At 65.5% G+C, this 16,365-nt stretch carries 16 protein-coding genes; 8 read left to right on the forward strand and 8 right to left on the reverse strand.

Translation table 11 applies throughout. The annotated features are described in order from the left end of the window. Window positions 1-64: 64 nt before the first annotated feature. The 4 genes from IB259_RS29360 to bamC all read left to right on the forward strand — a co-directional run bounded on the left by IB259_RS29360 (window position 65) and on the right by bamC (window position 3,542). Complete coding sequence (locus IB259_RS29360) at window positions 65-691, forward strand: L-threonylcarbamoyladenylate synthase (protein ID WP_192330891.1); 627 nt, start codon at window positions 65-67, stop codon at window positions 689-691. Window positions 692-759: 68 nt separating this feature from the next. Further along, window positions 760-1,407, forward strand: coding sequence for a site-2 protease family protein (locus IB259_RS29365; protein ID WP_054453262.1), 648 nt, complete (start codon window positions 760-762; stop codon window positions 1,405-1,407). An 87-nt stretch (window positions 1,408-1,494) separates the two neighbouring features. Continuing rightward, on the forward strand, window positions 1,495-2,400 hold the full coding sequence (gene dapA, locus IB259_RS29370; protein ID WP_054453260.1) for a 4-hydroxy-tetrahydrodipicolinate synthase: 906 nt from the start codon (window positions 1,495-1,497) through the stop codon (window positions 2,398-2,400). Window positions 2,401-2,417: 17 nt separating this feature from the next. Next, complete coding sequence (gene bamC, locus IB259_RS29375) at window positions 2,418-3,542, forward strand: outer membrane protein assembly factor BamC (RefSeq protein ID WP_054453258.1); 1,125 nt, start codon at window positions 2,418-2,420, stop codon at window positions 3,540-3,542. 239 nt (window positions 3,543-3,781) lie between these two features. Here the strand turns inward: bamC and IB259_RS29380 are convergent, their stop codons facing one another. The 4 genes from IB259_RS29380 to IB259_RS29395 all read right to left on the reverse strand — a co-directional run bounded on the left by IB259_RS29380 (window position 3,782) and on the right by IB259_RS29395 (window position 9,047). After that, window positions 3,782-4,009, reverse strand: coding sequence for a hypothetical protein (locus IB259_RS29380; protein WP_013395215.1), 228 nt, complete (start codon window positions 4,007-4,009; stop codon window positions 3,782-3,784). 217 nt (window positions 4,010-4,226) lie between these two features. Continuing rightward, window positions 4,227-5,420, reverse strand: coding sequence for a cupin domain-containing protein (locus IB259_RS29385; protein ID WP_192330894.1), 1,194 nt, complete (start codon window positions 5,418-5,420; stop codon window positions 4,227-4,229). Further along, on the reverse strand, window positions 5,417-8,086 hold the full coding sequence (mutS, locus tag IB259_RS29390; RefSeq protein WP_225596975.1) for a DNA mismatch repair protein MutS: 2,670 nt from the start codon (window positions 8,084-8,086) through the stop codon (window positions 5,417-5,419). Before mutS ends, IB259_RS29385 begins: the two co-directional genes overlap by 4 nt. A 130-nt stretch (window positions 8,087-8,216) precedes the next feature. After that, window positions 8,217-9,047, reverse strand: coding sequence for a YiiX/YebB-like N1pC/P60 family cysteine hydrolase (locus IB259_RS29395; RefSeq protein ID WP_192330895.1), 831 nt, complete (start codon window positions 9,045-9,047; stop codon window positions 8,217-8,219). Window positions 9,048-9,193: 146 nt separating this feature from the next. Between IB259_RS29395 and IB259_RS29400 the strand changes: the two genes are divergently transcribed. Further along, entirely contained in the window at window positions 9,194-10,318 is a 1,125-nt protein-coding gene (locus IB259_RS29400; RefSeq protein ID WP_192330896.1) for a hypothetical protein, read from the forward strand. Between the two features lie 35 nt (window positions 10,319-10,353). Here IB259_RS29400 and IB259_RS29405 read toward each other — a convergent pair whose 3' ends face one another. The 3 genes from IB259_RS29405 to IB259_RS29415 all read right to left on the reverse strand — a co-directional run bounded on the left by IB259_RS29405 (window position 10,354) and on the right by IB259_RS29415 (window position 13,570). Further along, on the reverse strand, window positions 10,354-11,313 hold the full coding sequence (locus IB259_RS29405; RefSeq protein ID WP_192330897.1) for a tripartite tricarboxylate transporter substrate binding protein: 960 nt from the start codon (window positions 11,311-11,313) through the stop codon (window positions 10,354-10,356). A 71-nt stretch (window positions 11,314-11,384) separates the two neighbouring features. Beyond that, complete coding sequence (gene fahA, locus IB259_RS29410) at window positions 11,385-12,695, reverse strand: fumarylacetoacetase (RefSeq protein WP_192330898.1); 1,311 nt, start codon at window positions 12,693-12,695, stop codon at window positions 11,385-11,387. An 86-nt stretch (window positions 12,696-12,781) separates the two neighbouring features. Beyond that, window positions 12,782-13,570, reverse strand: coding sequence for a 3-hydroxybutyrate dehydrogenase (locus IB259_RS29415; RefSeq protein ID WP_054453250.1), 789 nt, complete (start codon window positions 13,568-13,570; stop codon window positions 12,782-12,784). 130 nt (window positions 13,571-13,700) lie between these two features. On the opposite strand from IB259_RS29415, the gene IB259_RS29420 reads away from it, so the two are divergent. From IB259_RS29420 to IB259_RS29430, 3 genes are all read left to right on the forward strand, one after another. Then, window positions 13,701-14,591 carry a LysR substrate-binding domain-containing protein gene (locus IB259_RS29420; RefSeq protein ID WP_054453248.1) on the forward strand — a complete coding sequence of 297 codons (891 nt, stop codon included), beginning with the start codon at window positions 13,701-13,703 and terminating at the stop codon, window positions 14,589-14,591. A gap of 86 nt (window positions 14,592-14,677) precedes the next feature. Next, window positions 14,678-15,586 carry an aldose 1-epimerase gene (locus IB259_RS29425; RefSeq protein ID WP_192330899.1) on the forward strand — a complete coding sequence of 303 codons (909 nt, stop codon included), beginning with the start codon at window positions 14,678-14,680 and terminating at the stop codon, window positions 15,584-15,586. Window positions 15,587-15,661: 75 nt separating this feature from the next. Beyond that, complete coding sequence (locus IB259_RS29430) at window positions 15,662-16,018, forward strand: hypothetical protein (RefSeq protein ID WP_054453246.1); 357 nt, start codon at window positions 15,662-15,664, stop codon at window positions 16,016-16,018. 58 nt (window positions 16,019-16,076) lie between these two features. On the opposite strand, the gene IB259_RS29435 is transcribed toward IB259_RS29430, so the two are convergent. After that, complete coding sequence (locus IB259_RS29435) at window positions 16,077-16,322, reverse strand: hypothetical protein (protein WP_370528722.1); 246 nt, start codon at window positions 16,320-16,322, stop codon at window positions 16,077-16,079. Window positions 16,323-16,365 lie beyond the last annotated feature (43 nt).

Here is a 16,365-nt window from a genome sequence, read left to right on the forward strand (position 1 = left end):
CGTTCCCGCCATTTTGCATCGCCGCTCTGTACTGAGCGGCCTTCAAGAGTGTTAGGATAAACCCATGGCCTTGTATTTCGATATTCATCCCGCGAATCCGCAACCGCGCCTGCTGAAGCAGGCGGCCCAATGGCTGGCCGATGGCGGGCTGGTCGCAGTGCCTACCGATTCGAGCTATGCCGTGGTCGCGCGGCTGGACGACAAGAACGCCGCTGACGGACTGCGCCGCCTGCGTGGCCTGGATGAACGCCATCATCTCACGCTGCTGTGCCGCGACCTGGCTGAAATCGGCCACTTCGCGCGCGTCGACAACCGCCAGTACCGGTTGCTGAAGGCCGCGACGCCGGGACCCTGGACCTTCATCCTCGAAGCGACCAAGGAAGTGCCGCGCCGCGTGTCGCATCCGTCGCGCAAGACCGTCGGCATCCGTGTGCCGGACCATCCCGTCATGCTGGGCCTGCTGGAGCAGGTGGGGGCGCCCTTGCTGTCCACCACGCTCATCCCCAAGGACGAGACCGAAGCGTTGAACGACGCGGAAGAAATCCGCGAACGCTACGAACACTCCCTGGCGGCCATCATCGACGCGGGCGCTTGCCCGCAATCGCCCACCACCGTGATAGACCTCACCGGCGACGAGCCTGTGGTCGTGCGTGTCGGACGCGGCGATCCTGCCACCCTCGGTCTTGCCTAGCGCGCCCGCCGCGCCGACCTGCACGCCGGCATGCGCCGGCGCGTGGCTCATCTACAATCCGGTTCGCCATGAATGACATCATCCAAACCATTGCGGTCTACGCGATACCGGTCATCTTCGCCATCACCTTGCACGAAGCCGCGCACGGCTACGTCGCGCGGATGTTCGGCGATCCCACGGCCTATCAGGCCGGACGCATCAGCCTGAACCCTGCGCGGCATATCGATCCCGTCGGCACGCTGCTGGTGCCGGTGGCGATCCTGCTGGCCTCCAAGCTTTTGGGTAGTCCGGGCATGCTGTTCGGCTGGGCCAAGCCTGTGCCGGTGGATTTCGGCCGCTTGCGCCGGCCCAAGCAGGACATGCTGTGGGTGGCGCTGGCGGGGCCTGCCGCCAACCTGTTCATGGCGGTCCTGTGGGCGTTTTCGCTGCGCATCTTCCTGGAGTCCGGCCTGCAGGAATCGTTCTGGTTCGAGATGGCCGTGGCCGGCGTGAACGTCAACCTCGTGCTCATGGCCCTGAATCTGCTGCCCATCCTGCCGCTGGACGGGGGACGCATCCTTTTCAGCCTGCTGCCCAATCGCCTGGCCTGGCAATACTCGAAAATCGAGCCTTATGGCCTGGTGATCGTCGTCATCCTGCTGGTGACGGATGTGCTCTGGCTATTGATGCGGCCGGTACTCTCTCTGGGGACGACCATCGTCCAGTGGTTTCTGTAGGATTTCAGCCAATATCCGTTAAACTCATCGGTTTCATTGATTCTGGCCCCGGGGCATCCCGCCGCGGGGTTTTGGAGCCCTACATTTATGGCATCCCCTGCAACCGCCGCAGGCGTTAATTTCCAAGGCAGCATGGTGGCTCTGGTCACTCCCATGCAGCCCGACGGCAGTCTGGACTACGCGGCCTACCGGTCGCTGATCGACTGGCATATCCAGGAAGGAACCGACGCACTGGTGGTGGTCGGCACCACCGGGGAGTCGCCCACGGTCTCCATGGAAGAACATGCGGAGCTGATCCGCGTCGCGGTCGAACACGCTGCGGGCCGCATTCCGGTCATCGCCGGCGTGGGCGCCAACTCCACCGACGAAGCCATCCACCTGACGCGCCACGCCAAGGCCGTGGGCGCGCAGGCCGGCCTGTCGGTCGTTCCCTATTACAACAAGCCCTCGCAAGAGGGTTTGTACCGTCACTTCCGCACCATTGCGGAAGCCGTCGATCTGCCCACCATCCTGTACAACGTGCCGGGCCGTACCGTTGCCGACATGAGCAACGAAACGGTCCTGCGCCTGGCGCAGGTGCCGGGCATCATCGGCATCAAGGACGCCACGGGCGACATCGCCCGCGGCGGCCTGCTGCTGCGCGAAGCGCCGGCCAGCTTCCAGGTCTTCAGCGGCGATGACCCCACCGCCGCCGCCCTGATCCTGCTGGGTGCGCGCGGCAATATTTCCGTTACGGCCAACGTGGCGCCCAAGCTCATGCGCGAGCTCTGTGCCGCCGCCCTGGCCGGCAATGTGCCCAAGGTGCGTGAACTTAACGCGCACCTGGCGCGTCTGAACAAGGCTTTGTTCGTTGAAGCCAACCCCATCCCCGTGAAGTGGGCGTTGGCCGAAATGGGCCGCAGCGCACTGGGTTACCGGCTGCCGCTGGTTGAACTGGGATCGCAGCACCACGCAACCGTGCGTGCCGCGCTCCAGGAAACGGGCCTGCTCTAAATATCGTGAGGATACGTATGAACAAACGTCATGCCGGTTTGTCGGCATTGATGTCTCTGGTGTTGTTGGCCGGCTGCAGCGAGGTCAATCAATTCCTGGGCAATGAAGAGTCCGTCAATTACAAGAGCGCAGTCACCCAGCGTGGAGAGCCCCTCAGCATCCCGCCCGACCTGACCCAGGCCAACAGCGATCCGCGCTACCGCGCGCCGGCTTCGGGCTCGACCACCTATTCGCAGTTCCAGCAGCAGGGCCAGGCGCAAGCCACCCAGCCCAAGACGAGCAACGTGTTGCCCGGCCGCCAGGACATGCGCGTCGAGCGCGACGGCGACCTGCGTTGGCTGGTGGTGGACCGTCCGCCGGAAGACGTGTTCCCGCGACTGGTGGACTTCTGGACCGAAAACGGCTTTACCGTCGCCAGCAACAATCCTGGCGCTGGCTTGATCGAAACCGACTGGGCTGAAAACCGGGCCAAGATTCCCGAAAGCTGGCTGCGTCAGGCGCTGGGCATGATTCTCGAATCGGCCTGGGACAGCGGCGAACGCGAGAAATTCCGTACCCGTGTCGAACGCGTCAATGGCCATACCGAGGTCTATGTCAGCCACCGCCAGATGCTTGAAAAGCGCGTGGGCAGCGACGGCATGCAGGTGCAGTGGCAGAACGGCAAGGAAGATCCGGGCCTGAACGCCGCCATGCTGGCCCGCATGATGGTCTACCTGGGTTCCGACGTCGACAACGCCCGCAAGCTGGTGCAGCAGGCCGAGGCCGCGCCGCAGAAGCCTGCCGTGCAGCAGGACGTCCGCGCACAGGGCGCCTCGCTGCTCGTCAGCGAATCGTTCGACCGCGCATGGCGCCGTGTTGGCGTGGCGCTGGACGGCGGCGGCTTCGCCGTGGACGACCGCGATCGCTCCGCTGGCGACTACTTCGTCCGCTATGTCGATACCGACACGGGCGAGAAGATCGACCAGCCGGGCTTCTTCAGCCGCATGTTCTCGGGCGACAAGAAGGCCGAGGCGCCGCAGTACCGTATCCACCTGGCTGCCAACGGCGACCAGACCGTGGTGACCGTGCTGGATGCCAATGGCGCGCGCGACAACAGCGCCACCGCCCAGCGTCTGCTGAGCGTGCTGAAGGACAAGATGTAAGACCAGACGGTTCCGCGCTCACGCGCAGCACCGCGCAAGAGAGGCCCCTGCGGGGGCCTCTTTTTTTGTTGGGCGCTTTGAAGATCTTGCAAGCCGGCAGGAAGGGCGAGCTTCCCGCCGCGAAGGCTTGTGGTTGCTGCGCCTTGCGCATATGCCCTCTGGACGCAAAAAAGCCCCGGCTGCAGCAGCCAGGGCTTTTTCTTGCGTCCTCAGAGCGGGGGTTCGTCGCTGAGTTTTTATTAGGACGCGGGGGTGGTCGAGCCGCCCGGGGTGGTCGAACCGCCACCCGGCGTGGTGTTGGGCGTAGGCGCCGGAGCCGGCGAAGTGGCCGGGGGCGTCGTGGTGGGGGCAGGCGTGCTTGCGCCCGGAGCGGGGTTGGTCGCGGGCGCCGGGGCATCTTCCTTCTTGTTGCAGGCGCTCAGCGCGACGGCCAGCACCGAGGCAATAATCAAGGTTTTGCTCATCATTTTTAGACTCCTGTAGATGACGACTCTTGAAACCCCATTAGGGGAAACCAGAGGTCAGGCTACAGGAACACGCGGGCGCAACGCGTATGAAAGTTAAAAAGGTCGCATCCTAACGGCAACAAACCTTTCAGCTTCGTGTTATCTCTTTCTTGATGTGTCCCGCGTATCAGACCTGATTTCCTTCTGTACAGGACTGATACGGGGCCGTGTCGGGATGCTACGCCGCGACGTAGCGGATCCAGCCGGAATCCAGCCAATCCGCCAGGCAGGAGCGGGCTTCGTCGCTCAACCGAGCGCAGGATGGGTCTGAGCAATCCAGGCTGCGCGCATCCGCCAGCGTGCGCAGGGCGGCGTCGGCGGGCACCATGGCGGTTTCGCCATTGATGAAGAGCTGCTTGCCGCGATAGAGCATGCGGCTGCGGCGGTCCAGCACCAGCCGGCCTGCGGTGGGCCAGTCTTCTTCCAGATCCACGTCCATGCCTTCGGGCGCGTCGAACACGCTGAGATTGCTGGGCTCGGTCAGCCAGCAGCCCAGGAAGCGCGAGGCCAGCGCATCGTCGAAGCGCAGCTTTTCCACGGTTTCCAGCGTGGCGGCCACCAGCGCGTCCGGCAGCGCGGCGGGGGTGTCGACCGCGGGCTGGCCGGGATCGCGATAGACGGCCGACAGCTTCGGGCCGGGCAGGGCGGGCTCGCCATAGGGGCCGCCCAAGAGGCCGACGCGCGCCATGACCTGATCCGCGGCCGCTTCGAGCAGCCCGCGCGCCAGCGTCGCCTGCGTGGGTGCGCGAAAACCGATGGAAATCGTCATGCAGCCGTCGCCCACGGCGACGCCGTCGTGGGCCGCCTGTGGGGGCAGGTAGAGCATGTCGCCGGGCGTCAGCACGGCCGTCTCTTCGGGCTCGAAACGGCTCAGGATCTTCAGCGGCAGGCCCGGTTCCAGCGACAGGTCCTTCTGGCGACCATAGCGCCATTCACGCTCGCCCGCCGCTTGCAGCAGGAACACGTCGTAGCTGTCGAAATGCGGACCCACGCCGCCGCCATGGCTGGCGATGCTGATCATCACGTCGTCCAGGCGCGCATCGGGGATGAAGCGGAACTGCTGCATCAGTTCGGACGCGGCATCGCTGTGCAGGTCCACGCTTTGCACCAGCAAGGTCCAGTCGCCTTCATTGTCCTTGGGCAGGCGCGCGAAGGGGCCGTTCTCCATCTGCCATTCGCCGTTCTCGCGCCAGATCAGGCGCGATTCCACATCGTCGCGGCGCGCCAGCTTCTTGATGGCGGCGATCGTGACCGGCGGCTTGAAGCCGGGGATGGCCTGGCGGATCAAGAGGGGCTTGCGCTGCCAGTAGCGGCGCATGAAGTCGTCGGGGCTCTGGTTGCCCAGCAGGGCCAAGGGATGGTCGAGGTTCATTGCAGGTGCTTCTTCAGGCGGTAGAGGGCGTCCAGCGCTTCGCGCGGGGTCAGGCTGTCGGGGTCGATGGCGGCGAGTTCCTCGCGCAGGGCGTCCAGAGCCTCGAGGTCGTCGGAACGGTCGGCTTCCGCATAGGCCTGGGCGTCGGCGTCAGCCGCGGCCGCGAACAGGCCGAGCTGCGGCGTGGGGGCGCCTTGCGCCTCCAGGCGTTCCAGTTCGCGCGAGGCCTGGCGGATCACGGCGGCGGGCACGCCCGCGCGCTGCGCCACCTGGATCCCGTAGCTGCGGCTGGCGGGGCCTTCGCGCACTTCGTGCAGGAACACGATGCCGCCGGCCGATTCCGCCGCGGCCAGGTGCACGTTGGCCGAGGCCGGCTGTTCTGCGGGGAGGCGGGTCAGCTCGAAATAGTGGGTGGCGAACAGCGTCAGCGCGCGATTGTGGGCAAGCAGGCGGCAGGCGATGGCCCAGGCCAGCGCCAGGCCGTCATAGGTGGACGTACCGCGGCCGATTTCGTCCATCAGCACCAGGCTGTTGGGCGTGCTGGCCGACAGGATGGCGGCCGCCTCGGTCATTTCCATCATGAAGGTCGAGCGGCCGCCCGCCAGATCGTCGGCCGCTCCGATACGGGTGAAGATGCGGTCGATCTTGCCGATGCGGGCGCGCGAAGCGGGCACGAAACTGCCGATGCGCGCCAGCAGCACGATCAGCGCCACCTGCCGCATATAGGTCGATTTACCGCCCATGTTTGGACCGGTGATCAGCAGCATCCGACGCGCCGGCTCCAACCGGCAGCCGTTGGGCGTGAAGCGCTCGATGGCGTGTTCCACCACCGGGTGGCGGCCGGCATCGATGTCGATGTCGGCCTGCTCAGACAGTTCGGGCGCGATCCAGTCGTGGCGGCGCGCGTGATCGGCCAGCGCGGCCAGCGCGTCCAGTTCGGCCAACGCGGCGGCGCAGTCCGACAGCGGCCGCACGTGTTCGGCCAGCACATCGAGCAATTGCTCGAACAACCATTTTTCCCGAGCCAGCGAACGGTCCTGGGCGGACAGCACCTTGTCTTCCCAGGTCTTGAGTTCAGGCGTGATGTAGCGTTCGGCGTTCTTCAGCGTCTGGCGGCGGCGGTAATCCTCCGGCACCTTGGCGGTCTGGCCCTTGGTGACTTCGATGTAGAAGCCATGCACGCGGTTGAACTCCACGCGCAGGTTGCTGATGCCGGTGCGTTCGCGTTCGCGGGCTTCCAGCTGCACCAGGAAGTCGCCGCCGTCGGCCGCGAGGCCGCGCAGTTCGTCCAGTTCAGCGTCGAAGCCCGCCGCCAGCACGCCGCCGTCGCGGATGGCGACAGCGGGTTCGGCGGCAATGGCGCGCACCAGCAGGGCGGCCAGGGCCGGGTCCACCGACAGGTGCGAGACCAGTTCGCCCAGCCGCGGCGAATCCGCCATCGGCTCGACCTGGTCGCGCAGCGCCGGCAGGGCCTGCAGCGCGTCCCGCAGGCTGGCCAGTTCGCGCGGGCGCACCGAACGCAATGCCAGGCGGGCGGCGATGCGTTCGATGTCCGGGAAGGCGTTCAATGCGCTGCGCAAGGACTCCAGCAGCCCGGCCGAACCGAAGCCGGCCGCGCCGAAGGTCTGTTCCATGTCCATGCGGCCCGCCAGCAGCGCCGAGATGGCTTGCTGGCGCGCCAGCGCCTGTTCGTTCTCGCGTAGCGGATGGTGCAGCCAGCGGCGCAGCAGTCGGCTGCCCATGGGCGTGCGGCAGCCGTCCAGCAGCGAGAACAGCGTCGGCGAATCTTCGCCGGACAGCGTCTGCGTCAGCTCCAGGTTGCGGCGCGTGACCGGGTCCAGCAGCACGTACTGCCCGGGGCGTTCCGCCGACAGGCTCTGCACGTGGGCCAGGGCCTGCGACTGGGTGCGTGCCGCGTAGCGCAGCAGCGCGCCCGCGGCGCAAATGCCGGCCGGCATGTCTTCGATGTCGAAGCCCGCCAGCGTATCGGTCTTGAAGTGCGCCAGCAGGTGGGCGCGGGCGCTGTCGGCTTCGAAGTGCCAGTCGGGCACGCGGGCCCGCGCGCCTTCGAAGGGGAAGTCGAACTCTGCGCTGTCGGCGCAGACGATCTCGGCCGGCGCAATGCGGTGCAGCTCGGATTCCAGCTGCGCCGGCGCGCATTCGGTCACGCGGAATTCGCCGCTGGCCAGGTTCAGCCAGGCCAGCCCGGCGCGCGGCGCGCGCGCGGTGCCGCCCACGAACACGGCGGCCAGCGCGCGGTCCGCCTTGGCCGGCAGCAGCGCGTCGTCGGTCAGCGTGCCGGGCGTGACGATGCGCACGATGCGGCGCTCGACCGGACCCTTGGAGGTCGCCGGATCGCCGATCTGCTCGCAGATGGCGATGGACTCGCCCATGGCGACCAGCCGCGCCAGGTACTGCTCCATGGCATGCACCGGCAGCCCGGCCATCGGGATCGGCGTGCCGTTGGAAGAGCCGCGCTTGGTCAGCGTCAGGTTCAGCAGACGCGCGCCGCGCTCCGCGTCGTCGTAGAACATTTCATAGAAGTCCCCCATGCGGTAGAAGAGCAGCAAGGGACCGGCCTCCGCTTTCAGGCGGAGGTACTGCTGCATCATGGGGGTATGGCCCGGGTGGGCGTCGGCGGCGGTGTTTTGCGTTGCGGAATTCATGCCCGTGATTGTATCGGGCGCGTGAGGCGGATGAGAAACCAGAGTGTCGGATTTCTTCTCGGTTTCCTCGTGACACTGCGCACCCACGCAGAACCGACGGGACAGGCGGCGGCTGCCTGCGCCCGGAACGCTATTCCTCTTTTCTTGGCATCCGACGTAGCAACGCTTCCATTTCGGCCTTCATGTCCTGTCTATGTTGCTTAAGGCTGTGCTGGCCTTCTGGCGTCAGGACCCAAGCATTCCCTGCAAGGTAAGGGTCGTCCGGACTGACTGCAGCCAATCCGCCGGTGGCCATGAAACCCAGGAATTCAAATAGGTTTTCTTCAGCCAGCCCTGTAGGCGACCAATTGCCCCGGTGGTAATAGGTCTGTTCCTCGTCGACATAACCACACTCCACATAGCACTGGACAACGAACTCGGAGCAGAAATAGCCTTTACGGATGGTGCTCGCCCACGTCGGCTTTCGAGGCCTGCGCTTATCTTGTTTCCAATAGAAGAAATAATGCTTGCGTAGATTTAGATATTCGCGCAAGGGGACCAGGATGGCTCCCAAGAGGTTGTATCTAAGCCGGTATTCAACGCAGCGGCGGGCGAACTGGACGATCTTTTTCGACCGCTCCTCGTGCGCGCCGTGGCTGCGTGTGACGGCTATATAGCTGTAATCGGCGACAAACTGCTCCAGTGAGGTTTCGCGCATCCCGTTGCTTCGGGCATCCACTACGCTGCCGTTGCCTATATAGACTCCGCAGTGAACGTAAACACCGTCAGTGGTCTTCTGGATCAGTTCGGTACGCTTGTCCTGTTTGGATTGGCCGCAGAATAGTACGTCTCCCGCAAGAAGCCTCTCTCGAGTTAGCAATTCAGGCGCGTCACCCATCCAAAGCCCTTGGAACCGGCGATCGGTCGCTCTCTTCAACCTGTCCTGTTTCTTGCGTATCCATCGATACATATGCGTTTTCATCTTTGTCTTTTAGCTGTGATGGATGGGGGCGCGTTGCAGTCTTGGCGATGAGGAGAGCCGGGTTGGTAGTCGGTGAAGAATAATATTGCTCAGGGAAGCAAAGAGGTTTCCTGTGCCACCTCAAAAATCTAATGGAGAACCAAGCCGTGTCTACCCAGAAAGCCTCCGCGCTCAAGATTCCAGACGCCGTTCCCACCGGCGAAAGCCTTAGTTCAAAGAGTATCGACTGGCGCGAAGAGTTTCGTGCCGCGGCCGGTTTTCTCCGCGATCACTGGGCGTTGCTTGGTCTCACAGGCTTGGTGCTATCAGTCGTCGCCATGCACAGCTATTTGGTGCAAGAGGCAATTCCGCTGGGCATCGCATCACAGGAGATCATTACCAGCCTGCCGATGTTGTTCATTTTGGTCGTGATTGCGGTCGTGTCCCTGGGCGGCTCTATTATGCTGCCTACCGCTGTCATGGTCGGCCGCCACAAGGAGTTTTCGCAAAGTTTGCTGGATGAGGTTCTCCGGCAGGCGGGCGATGCCAAGGAGCGTCAGCGCGCGGCAAGGATGCGATTGCTGGCATGGTGGACATTTGGGCTCGTCACTCCCTCGGTTCTCGTCGTGCTTATCTTGCAATGGGACGGTTGGCAGTCCAACCCGATGGGCTATTTTGTCTTGCTCCCTTTGGCGACGCTGCTCTTCATGGGGAGCGTGGTGGTGGTGGTCAGTAGGACCGTGCCGGATACATGGCGTCAACACGTGCAGAAGCGATGGGGCGTCATTCTTTCCTGCGGATTTGCCCAGATGGTTGTCGTGGTGAGTCTGAGCGCCATCTTGGAAACTCGCTTTTTCAGTAGCGCTACCCCGAAGTTTTTCTTTTTGTTGCTGCTTGTGACGGTGCTGCTGGCCTTGGTGCAGGCGGCATTTGCGTGGATCGTGCGCGATCTTATCCAAGGACCTGGTGTGCTGATGCGCGCAATGGGAACTGCCGGCTTTGTTATGTTAACCGTGTGCATGTTGCCGCCGTTGAACCATTTTCTAGTTGGTTACGTCATGCAGAGTTCCGCGACGGGCGGAAGAGGCTGTACGGTCTTCACCTGGAAGGAAAAGGCTGATGTGTTGAAGGGCCTCAAACAGTATGGGCAAGGCCCGCAGAGCGTGCCATTGCGTGTTCCCATGGCGATTCCGGGCATTTACTTTGTGCGCCCCTGGGATGGCAGTTGGAGTACGGATATTGCGCTTGTCTCGGTGACCGACGTGGCCAAAGCCTCCAAATGCTCCCGATGACTGGGACGGCGTCCACCGTCCCAGTGCCGCGTGCCTCACTTGTTCATGATATTCCCCAACTTCTTGATCACCTCGCGCTCCGTCTCCGCGCTGGCGTGGGCGGCCTTGGTGTAGGCAGCCGTATCCATGTACTGCGGCGACACACCAGACTGGCGCAACAGGGCCAGGAAGGCTTCATCCTTGAGCGTGTCGCGGAAGGCGCCGTCGAGCTTGGCGATTACCGCCGGGTCCATGTCCTTGGGACCGGCGATGCCGAAGGGCGAGGTGTGCACCACGGGATAGCCGGCTTCCTTCAGGGTGGGGACCTCCGGCAGGTCGGGGGAGCGCTTGTCGCCCAGCGACGCGAGGATGCGGACCTTGCCCGAGGCTACGTAAGGCAGGATGGTGCTGGCGCCGACCAGCACCTGGATGTGGCCGCCCAGCATGGCGGTCAGCGCGTCGGCGTCGCCCTTGTACGGCACGTGGGTCCATTTGGCCTGGGCGGCTTCGCCCAGTTGCACCATGGCGATGTGCTGGCTGCTGTAGGCGCCCGGCGTGCCGTAGGAGATCGTGTCGGGCTTGGACTTGGCGTAGGCGACCAGGTCGTCCAGCGTCTTCCAGGGCGAGTCCGCGGCGACCGCTACGTAATAGTTGTAGCCGGCGATCATCGAGATGTAGGTCAGGTCCTTGACCGGGTCGTAGCGCGTGCCGGTGATGTGCGGCATGCGGAAGATGCCGATGGGCACCATGGTGACGGTATAGCCGTCGGGTGCGGTGTTGAGCATCTGGGTCGCGCCCAGCGTGCCGTTGGCGCCGGTCTTGTTCTCGACCACCACGGTCTGGCCCAGGCGCTTGCCGGACTGCTCGGCCAGGGCGCGGCCGACCACGTCGGTGACGCCGCCGGCGGAGTACGGGATGATCAGGCGGATCGGATGGTTGGGAAAGTCCTGCGCCAGCGCGGGGGCGCTGCTTGCGCTTGCCAGGACCATCATGCCTGCTGCCAGGATCTTCTTCATGTCATTCCTCCTTTGTGTGCCGCCGGCTTGCCGGCCGTCTCCAGGTCTAGCGGGATGCCTGGTATTGAACGTCAATCGGTGATGCGCGCGCGGCTTGCGCCGAAGCCGATGCGCTGGAAACCCTCGCGGCTGCAATGGGCCGTCAGGGTGATTTCGTCTCCGGCCTCCAGGAACAGCCGGGTTTCGCCCGAGGGCAGGGTAATGGGTTGCGTGCCGCCGTGCGTCAGTTCGAGCAGGCTGCCGTGGCCGCTCTCGTCGGGCGTGGAGATGGTGCCCGAGCCCAGCAGGTCGCCCGGGCGCAGGTTGCAGCCGCCCAGCGTGTGCTGCGCGACCATCTGCGCGGGCGTCCAGTACAGGTGGCGCGCGTCGGATGCGGACAACTGCCGCGGCGCCTGCGCGCGTTCGCGCATGAGCGGCGTGGACAGCCATGCTTGCAGTGCGATCTCCAGCCCGCCCGTGGCAGCGTCCTCGGCGTTGCGCAGGTAGGGCAGCAGTTCGGGATCGGCGTCGCCGCGCGCCATTGCGGCGCGGCGGAACGGGGCCAGCGCCTCGCTGGTCACGATCCAGGGCGAAACCGTCGACGCGAAATTCTTGCCCTGGAAGGGGCCCAGCGGCTGGTATTCCCAGGCCTGGATATCGCGCGCGGACCAGTCATTCAGCAAGCCGTAGCCGGCCACGTGGCCAGCGGCGAGTTCCAGCGGCACCGGTTCTCCGAGCGCGTTGCCGGGACCGATCCAGATCGCCAACTCCAGTTCGAAGTCCAGTTGCGCCGAGGGCCGGAAGGCCGGGGTATCGACGCCGGCGGCGGTCCTGACCTGGCCGTGCGGCCGCCGCACGGGCGTGTCGGACGGGCAGATGGAGGATGCGCGGCCATGATAGGCGATGGGCACATGCCTGTAGTTCGGCATCAGCGGGTTGTTGGGGCGGAACAGTTTGCCCACATGGCTCGCGTGATGGATGCCGGCATAGAAATCGGTGTAGTCGCCCACGTCCGCGGGCAGCAGCAGTTCGCACTGCGCCTGGGGATGCAGCAGGCGCGCGCCCTGGGCCTCGTGCCGCGCGCGGCCGGGGTTTGCGGCGTCCAGCAGGGCGAACAGCGCGTGCCGCACGGCCTTGCGGGTGGCGGCGGGCAAAGCCATCCAATCGTTGAGCCTGCGCGCCGACAGCGCCTGGCGCGTGGCCGGGTCCAGCCTTTCCAGCAGGCCCAGCTCCACGGCGGCCCGGACATCCAGCACCTGCTCGCCGATGGCGACGCCGATTCGTGGCGCGCCGCCATCGCGGCGGAACACGCCCATCGGCAGGTTCTGCACCGGAAAATCCGGATGGCCGTCTGCGCTGTCGACCCAGCTCTGGGCGGTGGGCGCGTGGGTGTGGTCCAGCATCTTGTACTCCTCGCGGGCGTTATCGGTATCGCTGCGCGCTGTGGCCCGGCCTGCGCGCATATTCAATTAAGGCCGTCGTTGCGGCTTCAGGCCGCGGTGGTGCCGCCGTCCATGGCCCAGGCCACGCCACGGACTTCGTCGGCGTCGGGCGAGCAAAAGAATTCGCACAGCCCGGCGATCTGCTCCAGGGTGACGAACTTGCCCGAAGGCTGGCGCAGGCCCAGCAGTTTGTTGGTGGCTGCGGCATTGTCCAGGCCTTCGCGCTCGGCCAGCGCGTCGATCTGCTTCTGCACCAGCGGCGTATGCACCCAGCCGGGGCAGATGGCATTGCAGGTGATGGCGGTCTGCGCGGTTTCCAGCGCTACCGATTTGGTCAGGCCGATCAGGCCATGCTTGGTGGCGTTGTAGCCGGTCTTGCCGGCGCGGCCGCGCAAGCCGCTGATAGACGCCATGTTGACGATGCGGCCCCAGTTGCGTGCGCGCATGGCAGGCAACGCGGTGCGTATGGTGTGGAAGCTGGCGGACAGGTTGACCGCGATCATGTCGTCCCACTTGTCGACCGGAAAGGCTTCGATCTGGCTGACGTGCTGGATGCCGGCGTTGTTGACCAGGATGTCCAGCGCGCCGTAGGCCTGGTTCAGCTCGGCCATCATGGCCTCGATCTGGGCTGGCTTGCGCAGGTCGCAGGGCTGGAAACGGACCGGAACGCCATAGGTATCGCGGAATTCGGCGCAGAGGGCGTCGGCCGCCGAGGCGTCGGCCAGGCCGTTGAGCACCAAGGTCGCGCCGGAGCGCGCCAGGCGCCGCGCTACCGCCAGGCCGATGCCGCTGGTCGAACCGGTTACCAGGGCCACGCGCCCCGAAAGATCAGCCATGCTTGTCTCCACGCTGTGTCGTTATGGAATGCGTGGCAGGTTAGGACGTGGAGATTGAGTCGTCCAATTTATTATCGATGCATGATTTATATTTAATGGATATAAATAGCCAGCAGCCTTGGAGCCACTCATGGAATTGCGCCACCTGCAGAGCTTCGTGGTCCTTGCCACGGAACTGAATTTCACACGGGCCGCCTTGCGCCTGCACATCGCCCAACCGCCCTTGAGCCAGCGCATCCGCGAACTTGAAGACGAGCTGGGCGTGAAGCTGTTCGACCGCAGTACGCGGAAGGTGACGCTGACGGTGGCGGGCCGCGTGTTCCTGGATAGCATCCAGCCCATGTTCCGGCAGCTCGATGGCGCGGTGGAGGCCTGCCGCAAGGCTGGCCGGGGCGAGACCGGCAGCCTGCGGCTGGGCTATACCGGACGCGCCAGCCATGTGCGCCTGCCGGGGCTGGTGCGCGATTGCCGGCGCCATTACAGCGATATCGCGCTGGATATCCAGGGGCCGCTGCCCACGGGTGAACTGCGCCTGAAGCTGCTGGACGGCACGCTGGACGCGGCCTTGTGTTTTCTGCCGCTGGAGGGCAAGCACATCGTGTCGCACGAGTTCATGCTCAGCGAGTTTTCCATTGCGCTGGCCGACGCGCATCCATTGGCCGCCAAGGCCAAATTGCGTGTCGCGGATCTGGCGCAGGAGCCGTTCATTGCCTATCCCTCGGGCAAGGGCTTCCACTTGCGCGGCGCCATGGATGCGATCTGCCTGGAGGCGGGCTTCCTGCCGCGCGTGGTGCGGGAAACGGAGGCTTCCCAGACTTTGCTGTGCCTGGTCGCGGCCGGCACCGGCGTGGCCATCATTCCGCGCGACATCGAATCCTTCAACATGGAGGGCGTGGTGTTCCGGCCGTTGCCCGCGGACGCCCCTAAGCTGCAGCACGGCATTGCGTGGCTGCAGACCAACCAGAATCCGGCGTTGGGGCGGCTGCTGGCATTGTGCGGCGTTGCCGCTGCGGCAGGATGAGCAGGCCGGCCTGCTTGCCCGCGCCCGTCCGCAAACGGCACAATCGCAGCGCGCGGCCCTGTTTCCGCCGCCGGAGTTTCTTATCCATGCAGGTTCTATCCGTCCCGGCCACGCTGGACGCCAGCGAGCGCATCACCATCTCCAGCGGTCCGCACCAGGCCGAATTCGCGCCGGGCGGCGGCGGGCGCCTGACGCGGTTGTCCACCGGCGGCCATGACTGGATCGTGCCCCTGACCGACACGCAGTGGCCCGCGGGACGCTGGCCGCGGGCAGGCTCCTATCCGCTGGCGCCTTACTCCAACCGCATCCGCGATGGCGTGTTCACCTTCAACGGCGCCAGGCACGCGCTGCAGTCGGTAGCCGGCCGGCCCCATGCGATCCATGGCGCGGGTCTGTACCAGCCATGGAGCGTGCGCAGCCACGGCCCGGACAACGTCGACCTGGTGCTGGAGCAGCCCGCCGGCGTGCTGGGCTGGCCTTGGCCTTTCGAATGCGTGCAGCGCTATCAGCTGGACGCGCGCGGCCTGAGCGTGGCGCTTGCCATCGTCAATCTCGGCGACACGCCCATGCCTTGTGGCCTGGGCCTGCACCCCTACTTCACGGCCGAGCGCGTCACGCTGCATGCGCGCCGCGAGTGGACGGCGGACGCCGACGGCCTGCCCAATGGCAGCAAGGCCGTCCATGTGCGCGAGCTGCGGCGTTCGGCCAGCGGCTGCGATACCTATCTGTCGCAGTGGGAGGGGCGAGCCACCCTGCATTGGCCCGATGGACATCAGCTATCGCTGCACGCCGACCCGGCGTTTGCGCACCTGGTGGTCTATACGGCGGGCGGGTCAGAGTTCCTGTGCGTCGAGCCGGTCACCAACGTGGCGGACGCGTTCAACCTGGCGGCGGGCGGCGAGACCCGCACCGGCATGCGGACGCTCGAGCCCGGCGCGCGCTTTACCGCGACCGCGTTGTTTGGCCTGGAGCCGCCCCGGGCCGCGCGTTCCTGACGCCCGCAAGCGGCGCTTTGAAAGCGCCGCCGCCTGCGGCGATAATCCGGGCAAACCAAGTCCAGGAGTCCTTCGATGAAAAAGCTCAGCACCGAACAATTGCAGGCCGCGGCCGAAACGCTGCGCCGTGTGCAGGCAAGGCTGGCGCGCGCCGGCAATCTGCCGCTTGAGCCCACCCTCTATGCCTGCGCGCAAGGATTCCGCCGCAACGTGCCCGACTATCTGTGGTCGTGGCTGTCAGGCCTGCTGGCGCCGCACAAAAGCCTGGGGGCGTGGATGGACGCACACCAGCCAGGCTGGCGCACGGGCAAGACGCCCGCCGCGGTGGTCTACGCGCGCAGCGAAAATGGCTGGTTGGAATGGCTGATCGCCGAACTGGAAGCCGAGATCAATGATCCCCACGCCCGCGCCAAGCGGGAAGGGCGCGCCTAGACCGGTGCATTGCCCGCGCATCCAGCGTCCAGTCCGGACCGGATGCCGGCCGGGCGCTTCAGGCCCGCTCGGCTCGCGAGCGGCGCAACAGAAGGAATAGCGTCTCCAACACGGCGGCCGCCAGCAGGGCGGCCAGCACCGAACCCAGCACTTGCGAGTCCCATAGGCGCGGCGGCCCTACGCGGAACTGCACCGTGTCGAAGACCAGTCCGGCCGTGATGCCGGCGACGATGGCGGCCTTCCATCCTTGCAAGGGAGCCAGCCGCAGCATCAGCAGGGTGAAGGCCACCATCCCCCAGAGCACGGGTTCAAGCGCCTGATTGAGAATGTGGACGAGCAGAAGAGAC

The organism is Achromobacter sp. ACM04 (assembly GCF_014851465.1).
GTDB lineage: Bacteria > Pseudomonadota > Gammaproteobacteria > Burkholderiales > Burkholderiaceae_B > Achromobacter > Achromobacter aegrifaciens.